The sequence below is a fragment of the Streptomyces sp. NPDC046862 genome (genome assembly GCF_040704615.1).
Lineage (GTDB): Bacteria > Actinomycetota > Actinomycetes > Streptomycetales > Streptomycetaceae > Streptomyces.
The window spans coordinates 40,770-58,178 of record NZ_JBEYXP010000035.1 but is presented as its reverse complement, the minus strand read 5'-3'; the positions used below and the strand labels follow the sequence as shown (position 1 = coordinate 58,178).

Here is a 17,409-nt window from a genome sequence, read left to right as displayed (position 1 = left end):
CCGCGCGCCCGGCCCGCCCTCGGTCACCGCAGCAGCCAGCCCCCGTCGACGTTCAGGTTCACCGCGTTGACCGAGCGGTTGCCGAGGAGGAAGTCCACCGCGTCGACCACGTCCCCCATGGTGGCCAGCCTGCCCGTGGGCGTCCTGGCGATGAGGGCGTCGTGAGGCTTGTCCGACCAGAAGGGGCTGTCGCCGACGACGCCGGGGTGGACGGCGTTGACGCGGATCGGGGCGAGTTCCGTGGCGAGGGTGTTCACGAGTCCGGTCACGCCCGCGTTGACCGTGGCCACGGTGGTGGCGCCCGGGTAGGGCCGCTCCTTCGCCTGGCCGCCGAACAGCACGATGGCGCTGTCGTCGTGCAGCCGCGGCCGGAGCGCGTGCACGACCTCCGTGTAGCCCACGAGTTTGAGGGTGACGAGGTGGATGGCCGCGTCGATGTCGTACGCGGTGACGCGGTTGTCGTCGCGGGAGACGCCTGCGATGACGAGGTGGTCGACGCGGCCCACCTCCGCGAGCGCACCCTCGATGTCGCGCGGCCTGGACAGGTCGAGTCCGAGGCCGCGGGCTGCCGTACCGATCTCCTTGGCGACGGTGGCGGCCCGGTGCGCGTCGCGGCCGGTGAGCACGACCTCGTCGCCGCGCTCGGCACGGTGCCGGGCGAACTCCCGGCCGATCCCGGACGTACCGCCGATGACGACGACGCTGCTCATGTTTTCCCCTCCGGCATGCCCTGTTGGTCCTGCGGCGTCCGCGGCTCGTCCCCCGGCGTCCGCGACTTTCCCAACGTCTCGCGCAGGTAGTCCCAGTCCCTGGTGAACCGGTACGAGTGCCGCGACGGCGGCTGCGGCGCCTGTGTCTCCAGCCAGCGCACCGCCGTGTCACCGGCGTTGGAGAAGCCGTGCACACAACCGGCGCCCGCCCAGGCCGTGTCGCCGGGCCCGAGCAGGTAGGTCTCGCCGTCGAAGGTGGCGTTCACGGCGCCTTCGAGGATCAGATACGTCTCCTCGAAGGGGTGGTCGTGCGTGCCCGCGACCCCGTCGGGGGCGTACTGGACCATGAACATGGTCGAGGCCACCGCCCCGAGGTCGTTGTCCACCATCATCTTCACGGTGATGCCGCTGTAGACGAGCAGCGCGGTGCGCATGCTCGCGGACACGGCGAGGAGGTCCTGGGACTGTTTCCCGGGATCCATCTGCGCGCCCTCGAAGTGGCCGAACGAGCGGGTGCGGGGATCGCGCACGTCGATCCGCACCGGCTCGTGTTCCGGCAGCGCGGGCACCGCCTGGGTGTCGTACCCGTAACGGGCGCGGGGCACCGGCGCCAGCATGTCGGCCCAGCGGGCGGCGGTGTCGCCGGTGCCGCGCCAGGCGTGCGGCACGCCCGTCGGGAGCAGCCCGTAGTCGCCCTCTTCCAGGAGGTAGGAGCCGTCGGGCACGTCGAGGACCACGCTCCCGGCCAGGATGTGGAAGCTCTCCTCGTACGAGTGGACGTGGGCGTCCACCCGGCCGTCGGACCGCAGATCGCACAGCCCGAAGCCGGTGTGGACGCTGCCGTCCTCCTCGCCGATGACGGCCCACCGCCGGAAACCGCCACTGTCGTACGGCAGTTGGGGGCTCTCGGCGGCGCGGCGCACCACATGGTCGGTCATGCCTGCTGCTTCCTCGCCTCCGTGGCGGCCACCAGCCGGTCGCGGGACTCCTCCACCAGGCGGCGGGCGCGGCCGACGTCGGCGAGCAGTTCGCCGTCGCGCTTGTGGACCACGCCGTCGACGATGACCGTCTCCACGTTGGACACGTCCGCGCTGAGGGTGACCGCGGCCACCGCGTCGTGCACGGGCGCCATGTTGAGCGCGGTGGCGTCGAGGGCGACGACGTCGGCGCGCTTGCCGGGGGTGAGCGAGCCGGTGCGGTCCTCCAGGCCGGCCACGTGGGCGCCGTTGAGCGTGGCGATCTCCAGCATCTGGCGTGCCGTCAACATGGTGCTGGGAACGGGCAGGTTGGCGTGCCAGCAGTCGGAGTTCACCCTGGCGCGTTCGGCACCGAAGGCGGCGCGGATCTGGGTGAACATGTCGCCGGGCACGGTGGTGACGACGTCGATGCTCAAGGAAGGCCGCAGTCCGTGCTCGATCGCCTGCATCACGGGCGGCCAGCCGTGCCCCATCTGGGTCTCCACCTGCGGGGCGACGGAGACCGTGCCGCCGCTGTCGGCGACCATCCCCCACTCGTCCTCGTGGAGGTAACAACAGTGCACGTAGGTGGTGTCGGGGCCGAGCAGGCCGAGGTCGTGGAGCTGCTTGACCATGCCGAAGCGGCCGGCCAGGCGGCCCATCGCGACGTGCACCGTGATGGGGATGCCGAGTTCGCGGGCGAGGCCCCACTCGGAGGTGACGACCTCGTTGGTGCAGAAGCCGGGGCCGCGCGTGGCCAGGCCCATGGTCAGCAGGCCGCTGTCGGAGGCGAAGTACTGGGAGCGGATACGGCGCACGTCGTCGCCCGGGATGACGATCTTGCTGTCGAACCAGTAGTCGGAGAGCGAGGTGTTGGCGCTTCCGTAGGCGTACTGGGCGCGGATGCCGGTCTCGGTGAGGGCCTGGATCGCGGCGTCCGGGTGTTCCGGCGTGTTGTTGATGTGGGACCAGTCGACGAGCGTGGTGATGCCCGCGTTGAGGCACTCCAGGGTGCCCGCGAGGTTGCCTGCGTACACGTCCTCGGGGGTGTAGACGGGGGCGAACGTGTCGAGGACGTCCACGAAGTAGTCGTCCAGGGTGGCGTTGGGGGCGCAGCCGCGGATGGGCGCCTCCCAGGTGTGGCGGTGGGTGTCGACGAAGCCGGGGATCACGATCCTCCCGGTCATGTCGAGGACTTCGGCGTCCACGTCGGCGTCGATCGCGCGCTCGACCGCCGTGATCTTCCCGTCCTCGATGAGGACGTCGCCCTGGGGCAGGTCCCCGATGGCCGGGTCCATCGTCAGGACGTGGCCCGAGCGCAGGAGCATCCGATTGGTCATCGCCTTTCCTCCCAGGGTGTCTTCGGTACGGGGTGCGGGTGGGGGATACGGCTCGGGGACAGGGGCCGGGGACACGAGCTTGGGGGTCAGTACGCGGCGAGCGCGCGGACGGTGGCCACGACCTTGTCGACGGTGGGTATCACCTGCTCCTCCAGGGCGTCGGCGAAGGGCAGCGGGACGCACTCCCCCGCCACCCGTCTGACCGGGGCGTCCAGCAGCTCGAACCCCTCGTCGGCGACGACGGAGACGAGCGTGCCGCCCCAGCCGCCCTGGTACGGGTTCTCCTCGACGGTGACGAGCCGCGAGGTCCTGGCGAGCGAGGCGAGGACGGTGCTCATGTCGAGGGGGACCAGGCAGCGCAGGTCGACGACCTCCGCCTCGATGCCCTCCTCCGCGAGTCGCCGTGCGGCTTCCAGGGCCACCGGCACCATCGAGGCGAGGGCGACGAGCGTGACGTCACCGCCTTCGCGGACCACGGCGGCGCGGCCCAGCTCGACGACGTGGTCCAGGGGCGGGGGCGCGCCCTTGGACGCCAGGAGTCCCTTGTGCTCGAAGAAGACCACGGGGTCGTCGCTGCGGATCGCGGCCGCCATCATGCCGATCACGTCCGCGGGTGTCGACGGTGCGGCGATCTTCAGGCCGGGGATCGTCAAGGCCCAGTTCTCCGTGGCCTGCGAGTGCTGGGCGCCGAAGCCGAGCCCGCCGCCGTTCGCGGTGCGCACCACGAGGGGCACGGTGACCTGACCGCCCGTCATGTAGCGGACCTTCGGGATCTCGTTGGCGAGGTAGTCCCAGCAACAGGCGAGGAAGTCGGAGAACATGATCTCGGCGACGGGTCGCATCCCGGTCATCGCGGCCCCCATCGCGGCGCCCACGATGGCCTGTTCGGAGATGGGCGTGTCCCACACCCGCTGGGGCCCGAACTCCTCCCGGAGCCCCACCGTCGTCTTGAACACCCCGCCCGCGGCGCCGATGTCCTCGCCGAGGCACACCACCGCCGGGTCGCGCCGCATCTCGCGCGCGATGCCCTCGGCGACCGCCTCCCGGTAGGTGAGCTGCCGCTCGGTGGCCGGCCGGCCGTCGATCACGTCCGCCATGCCGCGCCTCCGTCCGCCCACACGTCGGTCAGCGCCTCGCGCGGATCGGGGCCGGGCGCGGCCTTCGCCGCGTTGACCGCTTTCTCCACGACGTCACGCGCGCGCTCGTCCGCGTCGGCGAGGGTCTCGGCCGGCACTCCCAGCTCGGTGAGCCGTCCGCGCGCGACGTCCAGCGGGTCATGCTTGAGCCACCGCTCGACCTCCTCGGCCGGCCGGTACGTCGCCGGGTCGGCCCGGCTGTGCCCGAAGTGACGGTACGTCTCGGCCTCCAGCAGAGCGGGCCCGTCTCCTGCCCGGGCCCGCTCCGCCAGCCGGAACACCGCCTCCCGGACGAGCACGACGTCGTTGCCGTCGACGACCTCGCCCGGGACGCCGTACGCGGACGCCCGATCGGCCGCCGGCCGCGCGACCGCGGTGACGTCGGCGATGGGCGTGTACTCCATGTACAGATTGTTTTCACAGATGAACAAAACCGGCAATTTCCACACCGCCGCCAGGTTGAGCGCTTCATGGAAGGCGCCGATGTTGGTGGCACCGTCCCCGAAGAAGGCCACCGCTACCTGGCTCGTCCCCCGCAGCCGGGCCGACCAGGCGGCGCCGACCGCCATCGGCAGGTGGGCGCCGACGATGGCGTACGAGCCGAGCATGCCCGTGGAGGCCTTGGTGAGGTGCATGGAGCCGCCCTTGGCCCGGCACAGCCCGGTGGCCCTGCTCATGAGTTCGGCGAGGCACTCCTCGGGCGTCGCGCCGCGGGCGAGGGCGTGGTGGTGGCCCCGGTAGGTGGCGAACACGTAGTCGTCGGCGCGCAGGGCCGCGCTCGCCCCGACGGCGATCGCCTCGTGCCCGGCGGCCAGGTGGGTGGTGCCCTTGACCAGTCCGGACAGGAACAGGTCGTGGGCGGCCTGCTCCGTACGCCGCACGAGCGCCATCCGCTCGTACAGCGCGAGGAGCTCCCGTGCCCGGTCCCGCACCTGAGCTTCCCGTACCTGAGCGTCCTGTACATGAGCTTCCATCAGGAGCTCCCGTTCCTACGGGTGTTGAGGTGGGACTGGGCCTCACGGCGGGTGTTGAGCTCGCCGCCGACCGTCCAGTACTTGCGGCCCGCGACGAGGAGTTCCTCGGCGGGGAACTTGGTGATGACCTCGCAGCCGTCGGCGGTGACGACGACCTCCTCCTCGATGCGCGCGGCCGACCAGCCGTCGGCGGCCGGCCAGTACGTCTCCAGCGCGAACACCATGCCCTCTTCGAGGACCTCGGGGTGGTCGAGGGAGACGAGGCGGCTGAAGATGGGTTTCTCCCAGATCGACAGGCCGACCCCGTGGCCGTACTGGAGCGCGAAGGCGGCCGTCTCGTCCGGGAACCCGAACTCCTCGGCACGCGGCCACACCTGGACGATGTCGGCGGTGGTGGCGCCCGGGCGCACCAGGGCGATGGCCTCGTCCATGTACTCGCGGCAGCGCACGTACGCGTCGCGCTGGGCGGTGGAGGCGCTGCCGACGGCGAACGTGCGGTAGTAGCAGGTGCGGTAGCCGAGGTGGCTGTGCAGGATGTCGAAGAAGGCGGGGTCGCCGGGGCGGACCAGGCGGTCGCTGTAGACGTGCGGGTGCGGTGAGCAGCGTTCGCCGGAGATCGCGTTGACGCCCTCGACGTACTCGCTGCCGAGGTCGTACAGGACCTTGCTGACGAGCCCCACGCACTCGTTCTCGCGGACGCCGGGCCGCAGGAAGCCGTACAGCTCCTCGTAGGCGGCGTCGACCATCGCGCAGGCCTGGGTGAGCAGGGAGATCTCGTCGCGGGTCTTGGTGCGGCGGGCGGCGAGGAAGACCTGCTGGCCGTCGACGACGTCGATGCCCTGGGCACGCAGGGCCATGAGGATCGGCATCTCGACGAGGTCGACGCCGAGCGGCTCGTTGACCAGGCCGTGCTCGCGCAGCACGGTGGCGATCTTGGCGGCGACGTCCCCGGCGATCCCGGCGTCCGGGTGGAAGGCGCCCCGGAGGGTGGAGATGCCCGCGCGAGCTCCGGTCGGCGGACCGTCCTTGCCGTCGCTGTAGTCCAGCCACGGGTTGTAGAGCTGGTGGTGACGGGCGGCGGAGCCGAAGTCCCAGACGATCGGTTCGCCGCCGCGCACGAGCAGCGCGAAGCGGATGAGCTTGTCCATCGCCCAGGTGCCGATGTGGGTCGCGGACATGTAGCGGATGTTGGCGAAGTCGAAGCTGAGCACGGCTCCGAGCGAGGAGTCGTTCAGCGCGCGGTGCAGCCGGGACAGACGCTCCTTGCGCAGCCGGTCCAGGTCGATGCGCTCTTCCCAGTCGACGGCGTTGGGTCCGAATGTACGGATCGCCATGGCGACCACCCCCACCTCGGAGTCAACGACCACAAGGAGGGAGTGTCAAGTGGCACTGAACACGAACCAGACGCCGACGGCGGGTACCTCGCCGTCGTTGCGGTAGCGGTGCGGGGTCGTCGACTCGAAGCACACCGCGTCGCCGGGACGGACGGTGTACTCCTCGAAGCCGAGGGTGAGGACCAGCTCGCCGGAGGTCAGATAGCCGTACTCGGTGCCGGCGTGCCGCATCAGCCCGCCAGAGCCGGACGAGGAGCCGCCGGGGCGGTAGGTCACGAGCAGAAAGTCCACGTCCGCGCCCGGAACATGGCCGAGACGTTCCCATACGACCCCCGAGTCCAGCTCCAGCGTCTCCCGCTCTCCCGCCCCGACCAGCGGCCCGATACGGCGCCCGGGGTCCGCGGCGAAGGCGGCCAGGGCGTGGAGCACGGCCGGGGGCGCGGCGGAGGCGGGGACCACGGGAGCTTCGGGGACGGCCTCGCGCGCGTCCTCCCGCGCGTCGAAGAGCGCCTCGACGGAGATGGAGAGCGCGGTCGTGATCGCGTACAGGGTGCTGACCGACGGCTGGCTCTTGCCGGTCTCGATCTGGGACACGAGGCTCGCGGACACCCCGATCTCGCGGGCCAGTGCACGCAGGCTCATCCCGCGCTCCACGCGCGCCTGCCGGATGCGCGCCCCGACGGGCGGCACGACCGCAGGGGACACGGCGACTCCTCTCGGCGGGCGACTGCTGTGCAGCTCCATTGAACAGGAGGACGCGCCCGGCGCCACCACCCGCTGGACCGGCCGACCACCCCGACAGCAATGAACTAAGGTAAGACTTACCTAATAATGGAGGTGCTGGATGTCGGATCAGGACCGGCCCGCGGAGCCGACCCCGGCCGAGTACGCCCGTTCCGTCCTCGCCGCGGCGACCTCGCTGACCGTCACCACGCCGGGGCACGTGATCGAGCTGATCGGTCTGCACACCGCGGACGAGACCGGGCAGTTGACGCTGGAGGACCCGACCGGAGGGCACGTCACCGCCGAACTCGCCGCCACGTCGGGCCGGCGTCTCGGCGCCGTCGTCGAATTGACCGACGTGGCGCCCGTCGCCGTACGCGAACGGGTGCGCGCCCGCCTCGCCCTGGACGGCCGGCTCACCCGCGTCGGCCTGGACCGGCTCCGCTTCCGGCCCACGGTCGTGGCGCTCGAAACGGCCGACGGGACGACCCACCTGGAGTTCGACGAGTTCACGGCCGCGGCCCCGGACCCCCTGAGCGCGTACGAGGCGGAGCTGCTCACGCACCTCGACGCCGCCCACACGGATTCCATGGCCGTCCTGTCCCGGCTGGCCCCGCCCCGGCTCCTGCTCGCGGCGACCCGGGTGCGCGCCGTCCGCCTCGACCAGTACGGGCTCGTGCTCCGGCTCGAACGCGCTGACGCGTACGACGACGTGCGCCTCTCCTTCACGGCACCCGCCCGCACGCCGAACGGGGCCGCCACGCAGATCGGCATGCTGTCCGCACGGGCGGCCACGCACTGCGCCCGTCGCACAAAGTGACCTCACGCGAGAACGGCCTCGTGGAACCCGCGTCGAACGACGAGCGCACACCCGGTGCACGTCATGTGTGACCTGGAGCGCCGTACGCGAAAACAGGGACGCGTTGAAAGTACGATCATTCAATGTCTGACATGACCGAAACCACGCCCGGTTGGCTGAGCTCCGACGATCTCGAACAGGCACGCGCCCAGATGCCGATCCTGTACGTCGAGGCCGTGCCCGTACGAGTCGACGACAGCGGCGAAGTCACCAGCATCGGACTGCTGCTCCGCATCGGGCCGGACGGGACGGTCAGCCGCACCCTCGTCTCGGGCCGGGTGCTGCACCACGAGCGGGTCCGCGACGCCCTGCTCCGCCACCTGGAGAAGGACCTCGGCCCGGTGGCCCTGCCCCGGGTCCCCGCCTCCCTGCAGCCCTTCACCGTTGCCGAGTACTTCCCGACGCAGGGGATCACCCCTTTCCACGATCCCCGCCAGCACGCGGTGGCTCTCGCCTACATCGTGCCGGTGACCGGCGACTGCCGCCCGCGCCAGGACGCCCTCGACCTGGTCTGGTTCAGCCCTCAGGAGGCCGCGGACCCCTTGGTCCAGCACGAGATGCCGGGCGGCCAGGGAGTCCTCCTCAAGCAGGCCCTCGCCCATGTGGGCTGCCTGCCCTGAAGCAGGGTGCCGGTCCCGTCACCGGCCCCGGCTCACGTACCCCGTACCGCGAGGGCGGCGACAGCGGGCCCCGCGCCGCCGCCCTCGGCAGCCACCGAAACGCCGAACGCCGAATGGTTCGATCGCGTGGTCGCCGAGTCGTAGGCTCGAGCGGTTGCGCCCAGGGGGACGGGCGGAACGGGGCGCGCCCAAGGGGATGGGCGCGACAGGGGCACGAGGCGGGGGCATGAGGGCATGAGCCACGACGAGCTGATCCGTTCGCTGCCGGAGCTGTTGAGGACGCACGCCGAGAGCGCGCCGGACCGCGTGGCGTTCGCCGACGACGCACGGGCCGTCACCTACGGCGAGTTGGAGCGGCGCACCGGCAGGCTGGCCGCGTATCTCGCCCGGACCGGCCTGCGCCGCGGTGACCGGGTCGCGATCTGTCTGGGAAACCGCGTGGAGATGGTGGAGAGCGTCCTCGCCGTCGTCAGGGCGGGGGCGGTCGGGGTGCCCCTCAACCCCCGGTCATCCGACGCCGAACTCGCCCACTTCCTCCAGGACAGCGGTGCCTCGGTCGTCGTCACCGACGCGGGCCACTTCCCCCGGCTGCGCCACCTCGTCCCCGGGCACCGCAGCCCGCGCGTCCTGCTCACCGGTGCGGAACCGCTCCCCGCGGACGCCCCCGACGACACGGTCCTCCTGCGGAGCGCGGTCGAGTCCGCCGAGGCCGACGAGCCGCCCCGGGACGACCTCGGACTCGACGAGCCGGCCTGGATGCTCTACACCTCCGGCACCACCCACCGCCCCAAGGGCGTGCTCTCCACCCAGCGCAGCGCCCTGTGGTCGGTGGCGGCCTGCTATGCCCCGATTCTCGCTCTCTCGCCCGACGACCGACTGCTCTGGCCGCTGCCGCTGTTCCACAGTTTCGGTCACTCCCTCGCGATCCTGGCCGTCACCGCCGTCGGCGCGAGCGCCCGGATCACCGGCGAACTCCTCCCGCCGGGCGGCCTGTTGCGGGAGCTCCGGGAACCGCACACGGCCCTCGGCGGCCCCTACACCGTCCTGGCGGGAGTGCCCGCGACCTACCACCAGCTGGTGGCGTCGGCCGGCGACACTCCAGAGCCGTCGTCAGGACCGGGCGGGCTGCGCACCTGTGTCGTGGCGGGCGCGCCGAGTTCCCCGGCGCTGCGCCGGGCGGTGGAGGACCTCCTGGGGGCGCCCCTGCTCGACGCGTACGGCAGCACCGAGACCTGCGGCATCATCGCGATGAACCGGCCGGAGGGGCCGAAGCTCGACGGCTCCTGCGGTCCGCCGGTCCCGGGCGTGGACGTACGGATCGTCGATCCGGGCTCCGGCAACGATGCCGCGGACGGCGGCGAGGGCGAGGTCTGGGTGCGCGGGCCGGGCCTCATGGTCGGTTACCACAACCAGCCCGAGGCGACCAAGGCCGCGCTGAAGGACGGCTGGTACCGCACCGGCGACCTCGGCCGCCGTGTCGAGCACGGCCATCTCGTCCTCACCGGCCGGGTCAGCGAGCTGATCATCCGCGGCGGCGAGAACATCCATCCCACGGAGGTCGAGGAGGCGCTGCTGCGCTGTCCCGGTGTGGCCGACGCGGTGGTGGTGGGCAGGCCGCACGAGGTGCTCGGCGAGGTGCCGGTGGCCTACGTCGTCCCCGGGCCGGACGGGGTCGATCCCGGGCGCGTACTGGCCGTGTGCCGCGCCCGGCTGGCCGAGTACAAGCTGCCCGCCGAGATCCACGAGATCGCCGCCGTCCCGCGGACCGCGTCCGGCAAGATCGCCCGCCACGCGGTCGTCCAGGGACCGGCCCGCCCCGTGACGCCCGGCATGCGCCCAGCCCCTCCCACTCCCGCCCCGGCTCCGGCTCCGGCTCCGGCTCCGGCTCCGGCTCCGGTCGACGGGACCCTGCTCCGACGGCTGCTGTCGCTGCCGCCGGACCCGGAGGTGCGGGAACGCGCGCTGCGCGAGACGGTGCTCGCCGAGACGGCCGCGGTCCGTGGCCGCGACGAGCACGATCCCTACGACGCGGGCGACGCCGACAGCCCCTTCATCGATCTGGGGCTGACCTCCGTGGGCGCCGTCGCCCTGATCGACCGGCTCGGCGCGGCGACCGGACTGCGGCTTCCGACGACGCTGGTCTTCGACCATCCCACGCCTGCCGAGGTGGCCCGGTACCTGTGTACGGCGCTCTTCGCCCCGGTGCCGGGTGACGGCGACGCCGTCCTTCCGCGGACCGCGAGCCCTGTCGGGGGCACCCGGGACGGCGGGGACGATCCGATCGTGATCGTCGCCATGGGCTGCCGTTATCCCGGGGACGTCCAGTCCCCCGAGGACCTGTGGCGGCTGGTGTCGGACGGCACGGACGCGACCTCGAAGTTCCCCACGGACCGGGGCTGGGACCTGGACGCGCTCTACGACCCCGACCCGGACCGCATCGGCACGTCATACACCCGCAGGGGCGGATTCCTGCACCGGGCCGCGGAGTTCGACGCGGGCCTGTTCGGGATTTCGCCGCGCGAGGCGCTGGCCATGGACCCGCAGCAGCGGCTGCTGCTGGAGACCTCGTGGGAGGTCTGGGAACGGGCCGGCATCGACCCGGCCGCGGTGCGCGAGAGCGACACGGGCGTGTTCGTCGGAGTGATGTACGACGACTACGCGACCCGCTTCGGCGACCACGAACTGGAGGCCCATCTGGGCCTGGGCTCGGCCGGCAGCGTGGCCTCCGGCCGGATCTCGTACGTGTACGGGCTGCGCGGGCCGTCGATCACGCTCGACACCGCGTGCTCCTCCTCGTTGGTGGCCCTGCACTGGGCGGCGAAGGCGCTGCGCTCGGGCGAGTGCTCTCTCGCCCTCGCCGGCGGTGTCACGGTGATGGCGAGCCCCAAGCCGTTCACGGTGTTCAGCCGTCAGCGCGGTCTCTCGCCCGACGGCCGCTGCAAGTCGTTCTCGGCCGCGGCGGACGGAACCGCCTGGGGCGAGGGAGTGGGGCTGGTGCTGCTGGAGCGGCTGTCCGACGCCCGGCGCCACGGCCACCCCGTCCTGGCCGTCCTGCGGGGCTCCGCCGTCAACTCCGACGGCGCGTCGAACGGGCTCGCCGCACCCAACGGCCGGGCCCAGCAGCGGCTGATCACCCAGGCGCTGGCCGACGCGGGGCTCGGTGCGGGTGACGTGGACGCGGTGGAGGCGCACGGCACGGGCACCACGCTGGGCGATCCCATCGAGGCGCGGGCGCTGCTGGCCACCTACGGCCGCGGGCGGGCCCCGGGGCGGCCGCCCCTGTGGCTGGGCTCGGTCAAGTCCAACCTCGGTCACACCCAGGCGGCCGCGGGCGTCGCCGGGGTCATCAAGATGGTGCAGGCCATGCGGCACGGGGAGTTGCCCCGGACCCTGCACGCCGAGACCCGCACACCGCACGCCGACTGGTCCTCCGGCCGCGTGGAGCTGCTGACCACCGCCCGGCCGTGGCCGCCGGCGGAGGGCAGGCCGCGCAGGGCCGGGATCTCGGCCTTCGGCATCGGCGGGACGAACGCGCACGTGATCCTTGAGGAGCCGCCACGGCCGCCGGAGTCGGGCGCGGAGGATCCCGAGGGCCCGCAGGCGGAAGCAGCAGGTCCGCAGGGGGAGGCGGCGCCCGTGCCGTGGCTGCTCTCCGGGGCCGACCCGGGGGCCCTGCGTGCCCAGGCGCGCCGGCTGGCGGCCCATGTCGCCGCCCGCCCCGGCCTGTCGTCCGCCGACGTCGGTCTCTCCCTGGCCGTGTCACGACCGGCCCTGCCCCACAGGGCCATGGTGATGGTGGCGGCCGGGGACCGGACACGGCTGCTCGCCTCGCTGGAGGCACTCTCCGAAGGCAGGGACGGCACGGCGGACGGCATGCGGGACGACGCGAGGGACGGCACAGGCGTCCTGCGGGCCGTGGCGGATCCGGACGGCCCGCGTACCGCGTTCCTGTTCACCGGCCAGGGAGCCCAACGCGTCCGTATGGGGGCGGAGTTGCGGTCCGCGTACCCCGCCTTCGCCGAGGCCTTCGACGGCGTGTGCCACGAGTTCGACGACCGTCTCGAACGGCCGCTGAGCGCCGTGCTGTCCGCCGAGGAGGGTTCCCCTCTGGCCGCTCTGCTCGACCGGACGGACTTCACCCAGGCCGGTCTGTTCGCCTTCGAGGTGGCGCTGTTCCGGCTGCTGGAGTCGTGGGGAGTGCGCGCGGACTTCGTCACCGGGCACTCGGTGGGGGAACTGGCGGCCGCGCACGTCGCCGGCGTCCTGGATCTCGCGGACGCGGCGACGCTGGTGGCGGCCCGTGGCCGGCTGATGCACGCGCTGCCCGAGGGCGGGGCGATGGTGGCCCTGCACGCCACGGAGGAGGAAGTCGCCGCCGAACTCGCCCACGTCGGGGAGCACATCGCGATCGCCTCCGTGAACGGGCCGCGCTCGGTGGTCGTTTCGGGCGCGCGGGACGCCGTACTCGCCGTCGCCGCCGGGTTCGAGGCGCGCGGTCGCAGGACCGTACGCCTGCGGGTCGGTCACGCATTCCACTCCCCACTGGTGGAGCCGATGCTCGACGCCTTCCGCCGGGTGGCCGAGGGGCTGGCCTACCGGCCGCCGCGCGTCCCGGTGGTCTCCGCCGCGTCGGGCCGCCGTGCCGACACCGAGGAGTTGTGTTCCCCGGAGTACTGGGTACGGCACGCCCGTCTGCCGGTACGGTTCGCCGACGCCGTGCGGTGGCTCGGGGACAACGGGGTCTCGGCGTTCCTGGAACTCGGCCCCGGTCCTGTGCTCACCGCGATGGCGCAGGACTGCCTGACCGGCATGGACGACGGTACGTCGCTCTTCGTGGCCGCGACCCGCGCGGGCGGGGGCGAGGCGGAGGCCCTGCTGTCCTCCGTGGCCCGGCTGCACGTGCGTGGAGCGCGCGTCGACTGGCCCGCCGTGTTCGCGGGCAGTGGTGCGCGCCGGGTGGACCTGCCCACGTACGCCTTCCAACGACAGCGGTACTGGCTGGACACGCCGCGCACCCCGGGCGCCGCGCCGGACGCTCACGGTCACCCGCTACTGGGCCCCGCGTTCACGGTGCCGGACACCGGCCGCACGGTGCTGTCCGGCCTCCTCTCCCCCGCGACCCAGCCGTGGCTCGCCGACCATGTGATCGCGGGAAGCGTGCTCGTACCCGCCACGGTGTTCGTGGAGTCCGCCGTCCGCGCGGGCGACGAGGTCGGCTGCGGCACGCTGGAGGACCTCGCGGTGCTGACGCCGCTCGTGCTGCCCGCCACCGGTGGCGTACACCTGCAGGTGGTGGTGGGAGCGGCGGACGCCTCCGGACGGCGTCCGGTCGACATCCACGCGCGGCCCGAGGAGTCCGCCGAGTCGCCCGTGGACGGCCCGGAGCCCGTCTGGACCCGGCATGCGACAGGGCTGCTGGCCCGCGCCCCCGAGGATCTGGGGGGTGTTTCGAAACACCTCCAGGAGACGGCGCCCGCCGACACGGGAGATGCCGTGTGGCCGCCCCAGGGCGCCGTCGAGGTCGACCTCACCGACGCGTACGACACCCTCGCGGAGGGCCCCTTCGCCTACGGTCCGGCCTTCCGGGGCGTACGGGCGGCATGGCGGCTGGGCGACGAACTGTTCGCGGACGTCCGGTTGCCGGAAGCCGAGTCGGCGGGCGCCGGCCGCTTCGGTATCCATCCGGCGCTGCTGGACGCGGCCCTGCACGCCCCGTTGCTCGCCGCGTCCGCCTCCCGCACTGCTGCGGAGTCCGAGCACGAGTCCGAGTCCGATGTGGTCCGCGTGCCGTTCGCGTGGAGCGGTGTGCGGCTGTACGCGGCGGGTGCGTCGGAGCTACGGGTACGGGTCACCCCGACCGCGACGGACACGGTCGCCCTGACGCTCACCGCCCCGGCGGGCCGCCCCGTGGCGCGCGTCGACTCCCTGACCACCCGAGAACTCCCCGGCGGCCCCGGCGGAACGGCGCACGACGTGGTGCGGCGCGCCCTGCTGCGCCCCGACTGGCACGCCGTCGAGGTGCCCGACGTCAAGGACCGTGCGGTCAGCGGCCGTTGGTCCCTCCTGGGCCCGGACGAGCTGAACCTGCACGGGCTGCTTCCCGATGTCGTGGACCCCATGGACCTCACGGATCCTGCGGCTCCCACGGCTCCCGAACCGGACGCCGTCGTCGTCGTGGTGGCCGTCGGCCCGCCCGAGGACACCGATCCGCTGCCCGCCGTCCGCCGACTGACCGGCAGGGTCCTGCGGGCACTGCAGGACTGGCAGGACGACCCGCGGGCGGCCGGCTCCCGGATGGTGGTGGTGACGCGGGACGCCACCGCGCCGCAGCCGGACCTGGCCGGAGCCGCGGTGTGGGGGCTCGCGCGGACGGCCCAGTCGGAACTGCCCGGACGCGTCCTCCTCGTCGACGTGGACGGTCGGCCCGAGTCCCTGCGGCTGCTGCCCTCGGCGGTGGCGTCGGCGGTGGCCACGGGCGAGTACCAACTGTCCCTCCGTGCCGGACGGTTGACCGTGCCACGGCTGGTCGGCACCGACACGGCGGCGTCCTGCGGCAGTGCCTTCGGAGCGGACGGTACGGTGCTGATCACCGGCGGTACCGGCGTGCTGGGCGCGGCTCTCGCCGGTCACCTGGTCACCTCGTACGGCGTACGGAACCTGGTGCTCACCGGGCGGCGCGGCCCGCGGGCACCCGGCGCCGAGGAGTTGCGCGGCACGCTGGAGGGCCTGGGTGCGCAGGTCCGGGTCGTCGCCTGTGACGCGGCAGACCGAGCCGCGCTGGCCGAGGTGATCAAGAACTGTGAGCCCGCGCTGTCGGCCGTGGTGCACGCCGCCGGGGCGCTCGACGACGGTGTGCTGACCGCGCTGACGCCCGAGCGGATGGCGGCGGTCCTGCGGCCGAAGGCCGACGCGGCCTGGCACCTGCACGAACTGACCCGGGACCTCGACCTGTCGGCGTTCGTCCTGTTCTCCTCGGCGTCGGGCCTGCTGGGCCGGGCGGGCCAGGGCAACTACGCGGCAGCGAACTCCTTCCTGGACGCCCTCGCCCACCACCGCACCGCCCTGGGGCTGCCCGCGGTCTCCTTGGCGTGGGGCCCGTGGGAGCTCGGCGGCAGCGGCATGGCCGCACAGCTACAGCTTCCCGGGGATGACCGGAACAGGGGGCGGCGGTCCGGTGAGGTCCTCAGGGCGCTCTCCCTGGACCAGGGCCTCGCGCTGTTCGACGCGGCGCTGGGCGGGGGCGGGCCCGTCCTCGCGCCGCTGCTGCTGGACCGGGGCGCGCTCCGGTCCGCGGCGGGTACGCCCGAGGGCAGCCTGGCCGGGCCTCTGCCGCCGCTCCTTCGAGGTCTGCTGCGCCCGCGTCGGCCGAGCGCCGGAGCCGGGGAGTTCGGAGCCGGGGAGTCCGGAGCCGGGGAGTCCGGAGCCGAGCAGCCGCTGGAAACCGGAGCGTGGCGGACGCTGCTGGCCGGGCTGCCCGAGTCCCAACGGGAGGCCGCCCTCGCGGAGTTGATGCGCGGCGACGTGGCCGCGGTGCTCGGGTACGACGGTGCCGACGCGCTGCCCGGCGACAGGACCTTCGAGCAGTTGGGCTTCGACTCCCTGATGGCCGTTCAGGTCCGCAACCGGCTGAGCACGGCCCTGCGGCTCCAACTGTCCGCCGCCGTGGTCTTCGAGTACCCGACGGCGCGGGGACTGGCCCGCCACGTCCTCGGTCTGCTCGACGACCTGCCGCGGACGACGCCGGACGAGGAGCCCGGGCCGGCGGAGGACCGGCCGGCACGGCCCGACGCGACCGAGGACCGGCCCGCACGGCCCGCGACGGTGGAGGACCGCCCCGCGCAGACCCTGTCCTCCCTGTACCGGCGGATCTGCGCGGCCGGTCGGGTGGTCGAGGCGATGCACATGCTGGTCACCGCCTCCTGGGCGATGCCGACCTTCGACGCGGAGGCCGGCCGGGAGCATGCCCTCCCGCCACTGCGGCGCGCCACGGGTTCCGGCGACGACCGCCCGGTGCTCGTCTTCTTCCCCGGGTACCATCCGCCCTTCGCCGCCCCGGGCGGGGAGTTCACGCGATTCCACCGCTGTTTCGAGGGCGACCTGGACGTCCTGGAACTGCCGCACCCCGGCATCGGCGGGGGTTCCGCCGTGCCGGCCGACCCGGAGACGCTGGCCCGCACCCACGCCGAGACGGTGCTGCGACACGTCGGCGACCGGCCCTTCGTCATCCTGGGCGTGTCCACCGGGGGCACGGCCGCCCACGTCGTGACGCGGCGCCTGGAAGCCGTGGGGACCGCTCCCGCCGGGATGGTGCTGCTCGACACGTACCTCGTCGACGACGGCAACAGTGACAAGGACTGGCTGCTGGCCCTGCCGGCCGCCATCGCTCCGCGTCTGGGCGGCAACCAGTTCTCCGGGGACGAGGACACCGGCGTGGCGGCGCTCGGCGCGTACTCCCGCATGTTCCTCGGCCGGCGTCCGGAACCGGTCACCACGCCCACGCTGCTCGTGCGCGCCGCCCAGCCCACCGCCGGGATGGCGGCGAGCGCGGACCGGGACGCGTGGCAGACGTCGTGGCCGCTGCCGCACGCGAGCGTCGACGTGCCCGGTGACCACTTCTCGTTCATGCAGGAACACGCCCCGACGACGGTGGCGGCCGTCCGCACCTGGATCGACACCCTCGGCGCCACGCACGCCCCGTAGGAGAGGGCTGTACGCGCCGAAGTCGCTGACCAGGTCGCGTCGCCAGACTTAACTTGC

Annotated in this window: 10 protein-coding genes; 3 read left to right on the top strand and 7 right to left on the bottom strand. The window is 73.1% G+C overall.

Translation table 11 applies throughout. The features are described 5' to 3' along the window. Nucleotides 1–23 precede the first annotated feature (23 nt). The 7 genes from AB0959_RS32675 to AB0959_RS32645 form a co-directional block, all read right to left on the bottom strand. Nucleotides 24–710 carry an SDR family oxidoreductase gene (locus tag AB0959_RS32675; RefSeq protein WP_366830304.1) on the bottom strand — a complete coding sequence of 229 codons (687 nt, stop codon included), beginning with the start codon at nucleotides 708–710 and terminating at the stop codon, nucleotides 24–26. Continuing rightward, nucleotides 707–1,648 (bottom strand): cupin domain-containing protein, encoded by a 942-nt coding sequence (locus tag AB0959_RS32670; RefSeq protein WP_366830303.1) that lies wholly within the window; start codon nucleotides 1,646–1,648, stop codon nucleotides 707–709. Before AB0959_RS32670 ends, AB0959_RS32675 begins: the two co-directional genes overlap by 4 nt. Further along, nucleotides 1,645–3,006, bottom strand: coding sequence for an amidohydrolase family protein (locus AB0959_RS32665; protein ID WP_366830301.1), 1,362 nt, complete (start codon nucleotides 3,004–3,006; stop codon nucleotides 1,645–1,647). The genes AB0959_RS32670 and AB0959_RS32665 overlap by 4 nt, the downstream gene beginning before the upstream one ends. A gap of 86 nt (nucleotides 3,007–3,092) precedes the next feature. Beyond that, nucleotides 3,093–4,103 (bottom strand): alpha-ketoacid dehydrogenase subunit beta, encoded by a 1,011-nt coding sequence (locus tag AB0959_RS32660; RefSeq protein ID WP_366830300.1) that lies wholly within the window; start codon nucleotides 4,101–4,103, stop codon nucleotides 3,093–3,095. Beyond that, on the bottom strand, nucleotides 4,091–5,032 hold the full coding sequence (locus AB0959_RS32655) for a thiamine pyrophosphate-dependent dehydrogenase E1 component subunit alpha (protein ID WP_366830366.1): 942 nt from the start codon (nucleotides 5,030–5,032) through the stop codon (nucleotides 4,091–4,093). Before AB0959_RS32655 ends, AB0959_RS32660 begins: the two co-directional genes overlap by 13 nt. Before the next feature lie 83 nt (nucleotides 5,033–5,115). Then, the gene (locus AB0959_RS32650) at nucleotides 5,116–6,450 is read right to left on the bottom strand and encodes a Xaa-Pro peptidase family protein (protein ID WP_366830299.1); all 1,335 of its coding nucleotides are present in this window, start codon (nucleotides 6,448–6,450) and stop codon (nucleotides 5,116–5,118) included. 45 nt (nucleotides 6,451–6,495) lie between these two features. Further along, entirely contained in the window at nucleotides 6,496–7,155 is a 660-nt protein-coding gene (locus tag AB0959_RS32645) for an XRE family transcriptional regulator (RefSeq protein WP_366830298.1), read from the bottom strand. Between the two features lie 139 nt (nucleotides 7,156–7,294). Between AB0959_RS32645 and AB0959_RS32640 the strand changes: the two genes are divergently transcribed. The 3 genes from AB0959_RS32640 to AB0959_RS32630 all read left to right on the top strand — a co-directional run bounded on the left by AB0959_RS32640 (nucleotide 7,295) and on the right by AB0959_RS32630 (nucleotide 17,352). Beyond that, nucleotides 7,295–7,993: a DUF2470 domain-containing protein gene (locus AB0959_RS32640; protein WP_366830297.1), complete on the top strand. Its 699-nt coding sequence runs from the start codon at nucleotides 7,295–7,297 to the stop codon at nucleotides 7,991–7,993. Between the two features lie 122 nt (nucleotides 7,994–8,115). Beyond that, nucleotides 8,116–8,652, top strand: coding sequence for an NUDIX hydrolase family protein (locus AB0959_RS32635; protein ID WP_366830296.1), 537 nt, complete (start codon nucleotides 8,116–8,118; stop codon nucleotides 8,650–8,652). A 234-nt stretch (nucleotides 8,653–8,886) separates the two neighbouring features. After that, nucleotides 8,887–17,352 (top strand): type I polyketide synthase, encoded by an 8,466-nt coding sequence (locus AB0959_RS32630; RefSeq protein ID WP_366830295.1) that lies wholly within the window; start codon nucleotides 8,887–8,889, stop codon nucleotides 17,350–17,352. The last annotated feature ends 57 nt before the right edge of the window (nucleotides 17,353–17,409 follow it).

Excerpts from the sequence above, each read along its gene's own strand:
- AB0959_RS32675 (WP_366830304.1), bottom strand. The coding sequence starts at position 710 with ATGAGCAGCGTCGTCGTCATCGGCGGTACGTCCGGGATCGGCCGGGAG.
- AB0959_RS32670 (WP_366830303.1), bottom strand. The coding sequence starts at position 1,648 with ATGACCGACCATGTGGTGCGCCGCGCCGCCGAGAGCCCCCAACTGCCG.
- AB0959_RS32665 (WP_366830301.1), bottom strand. The coding sequence starts at position 3,006 with ATGACCAATCGGATGCTCCTGCGCTCGGGCCACGTCCTGACGATGGAC.
- AB0959_RS32660 (WP_366830300.1), bottom strand. The coding sequence starts at position 4,103 with ATGGCGGACGTGATCGACGGCCGGCCGGCCACCGAGCGGCAGCTCACC.
- AB0959_RS32655 (WP_366830366.1), bottom strand. The coding sequence starts at position 5,032 with ATGGCGCTCGTGCGGCGTACGGAGCAGGCCGCCCACGACCTGTTCCTG.
- AB0959_RS32650 (WP_366830299.1), bottom strand. The coding sequence starts at position 6,450 with ATGGCGATCCGTACATTCGGACCCAACGCCGTCGACTGGGAAGAGCGC.
- AB0959_RS32640 (WP_366830297.1), top strand. The coding sequence starts at position 7,295 with ATGTCGGATCAGGACCGGCCCGCGGAGCCGACCCCGGCCGAGTACGCC.
- AB0959_RS32635 (WP_366830296.1), top strand. The coding sequence starts at position 8,116 with ATGTCTGACATGACCGAAACCACGCCCGGTTGGCTGAGCTCCGACGAT.
- AB0959_RS32630 (WP_366830295.1), top strand. The coding sequence starts at position 8,887 with ATGAGCCACGACGAGCTGATCCGTTCGCTGCCGGAGCTGTTGAGGACG.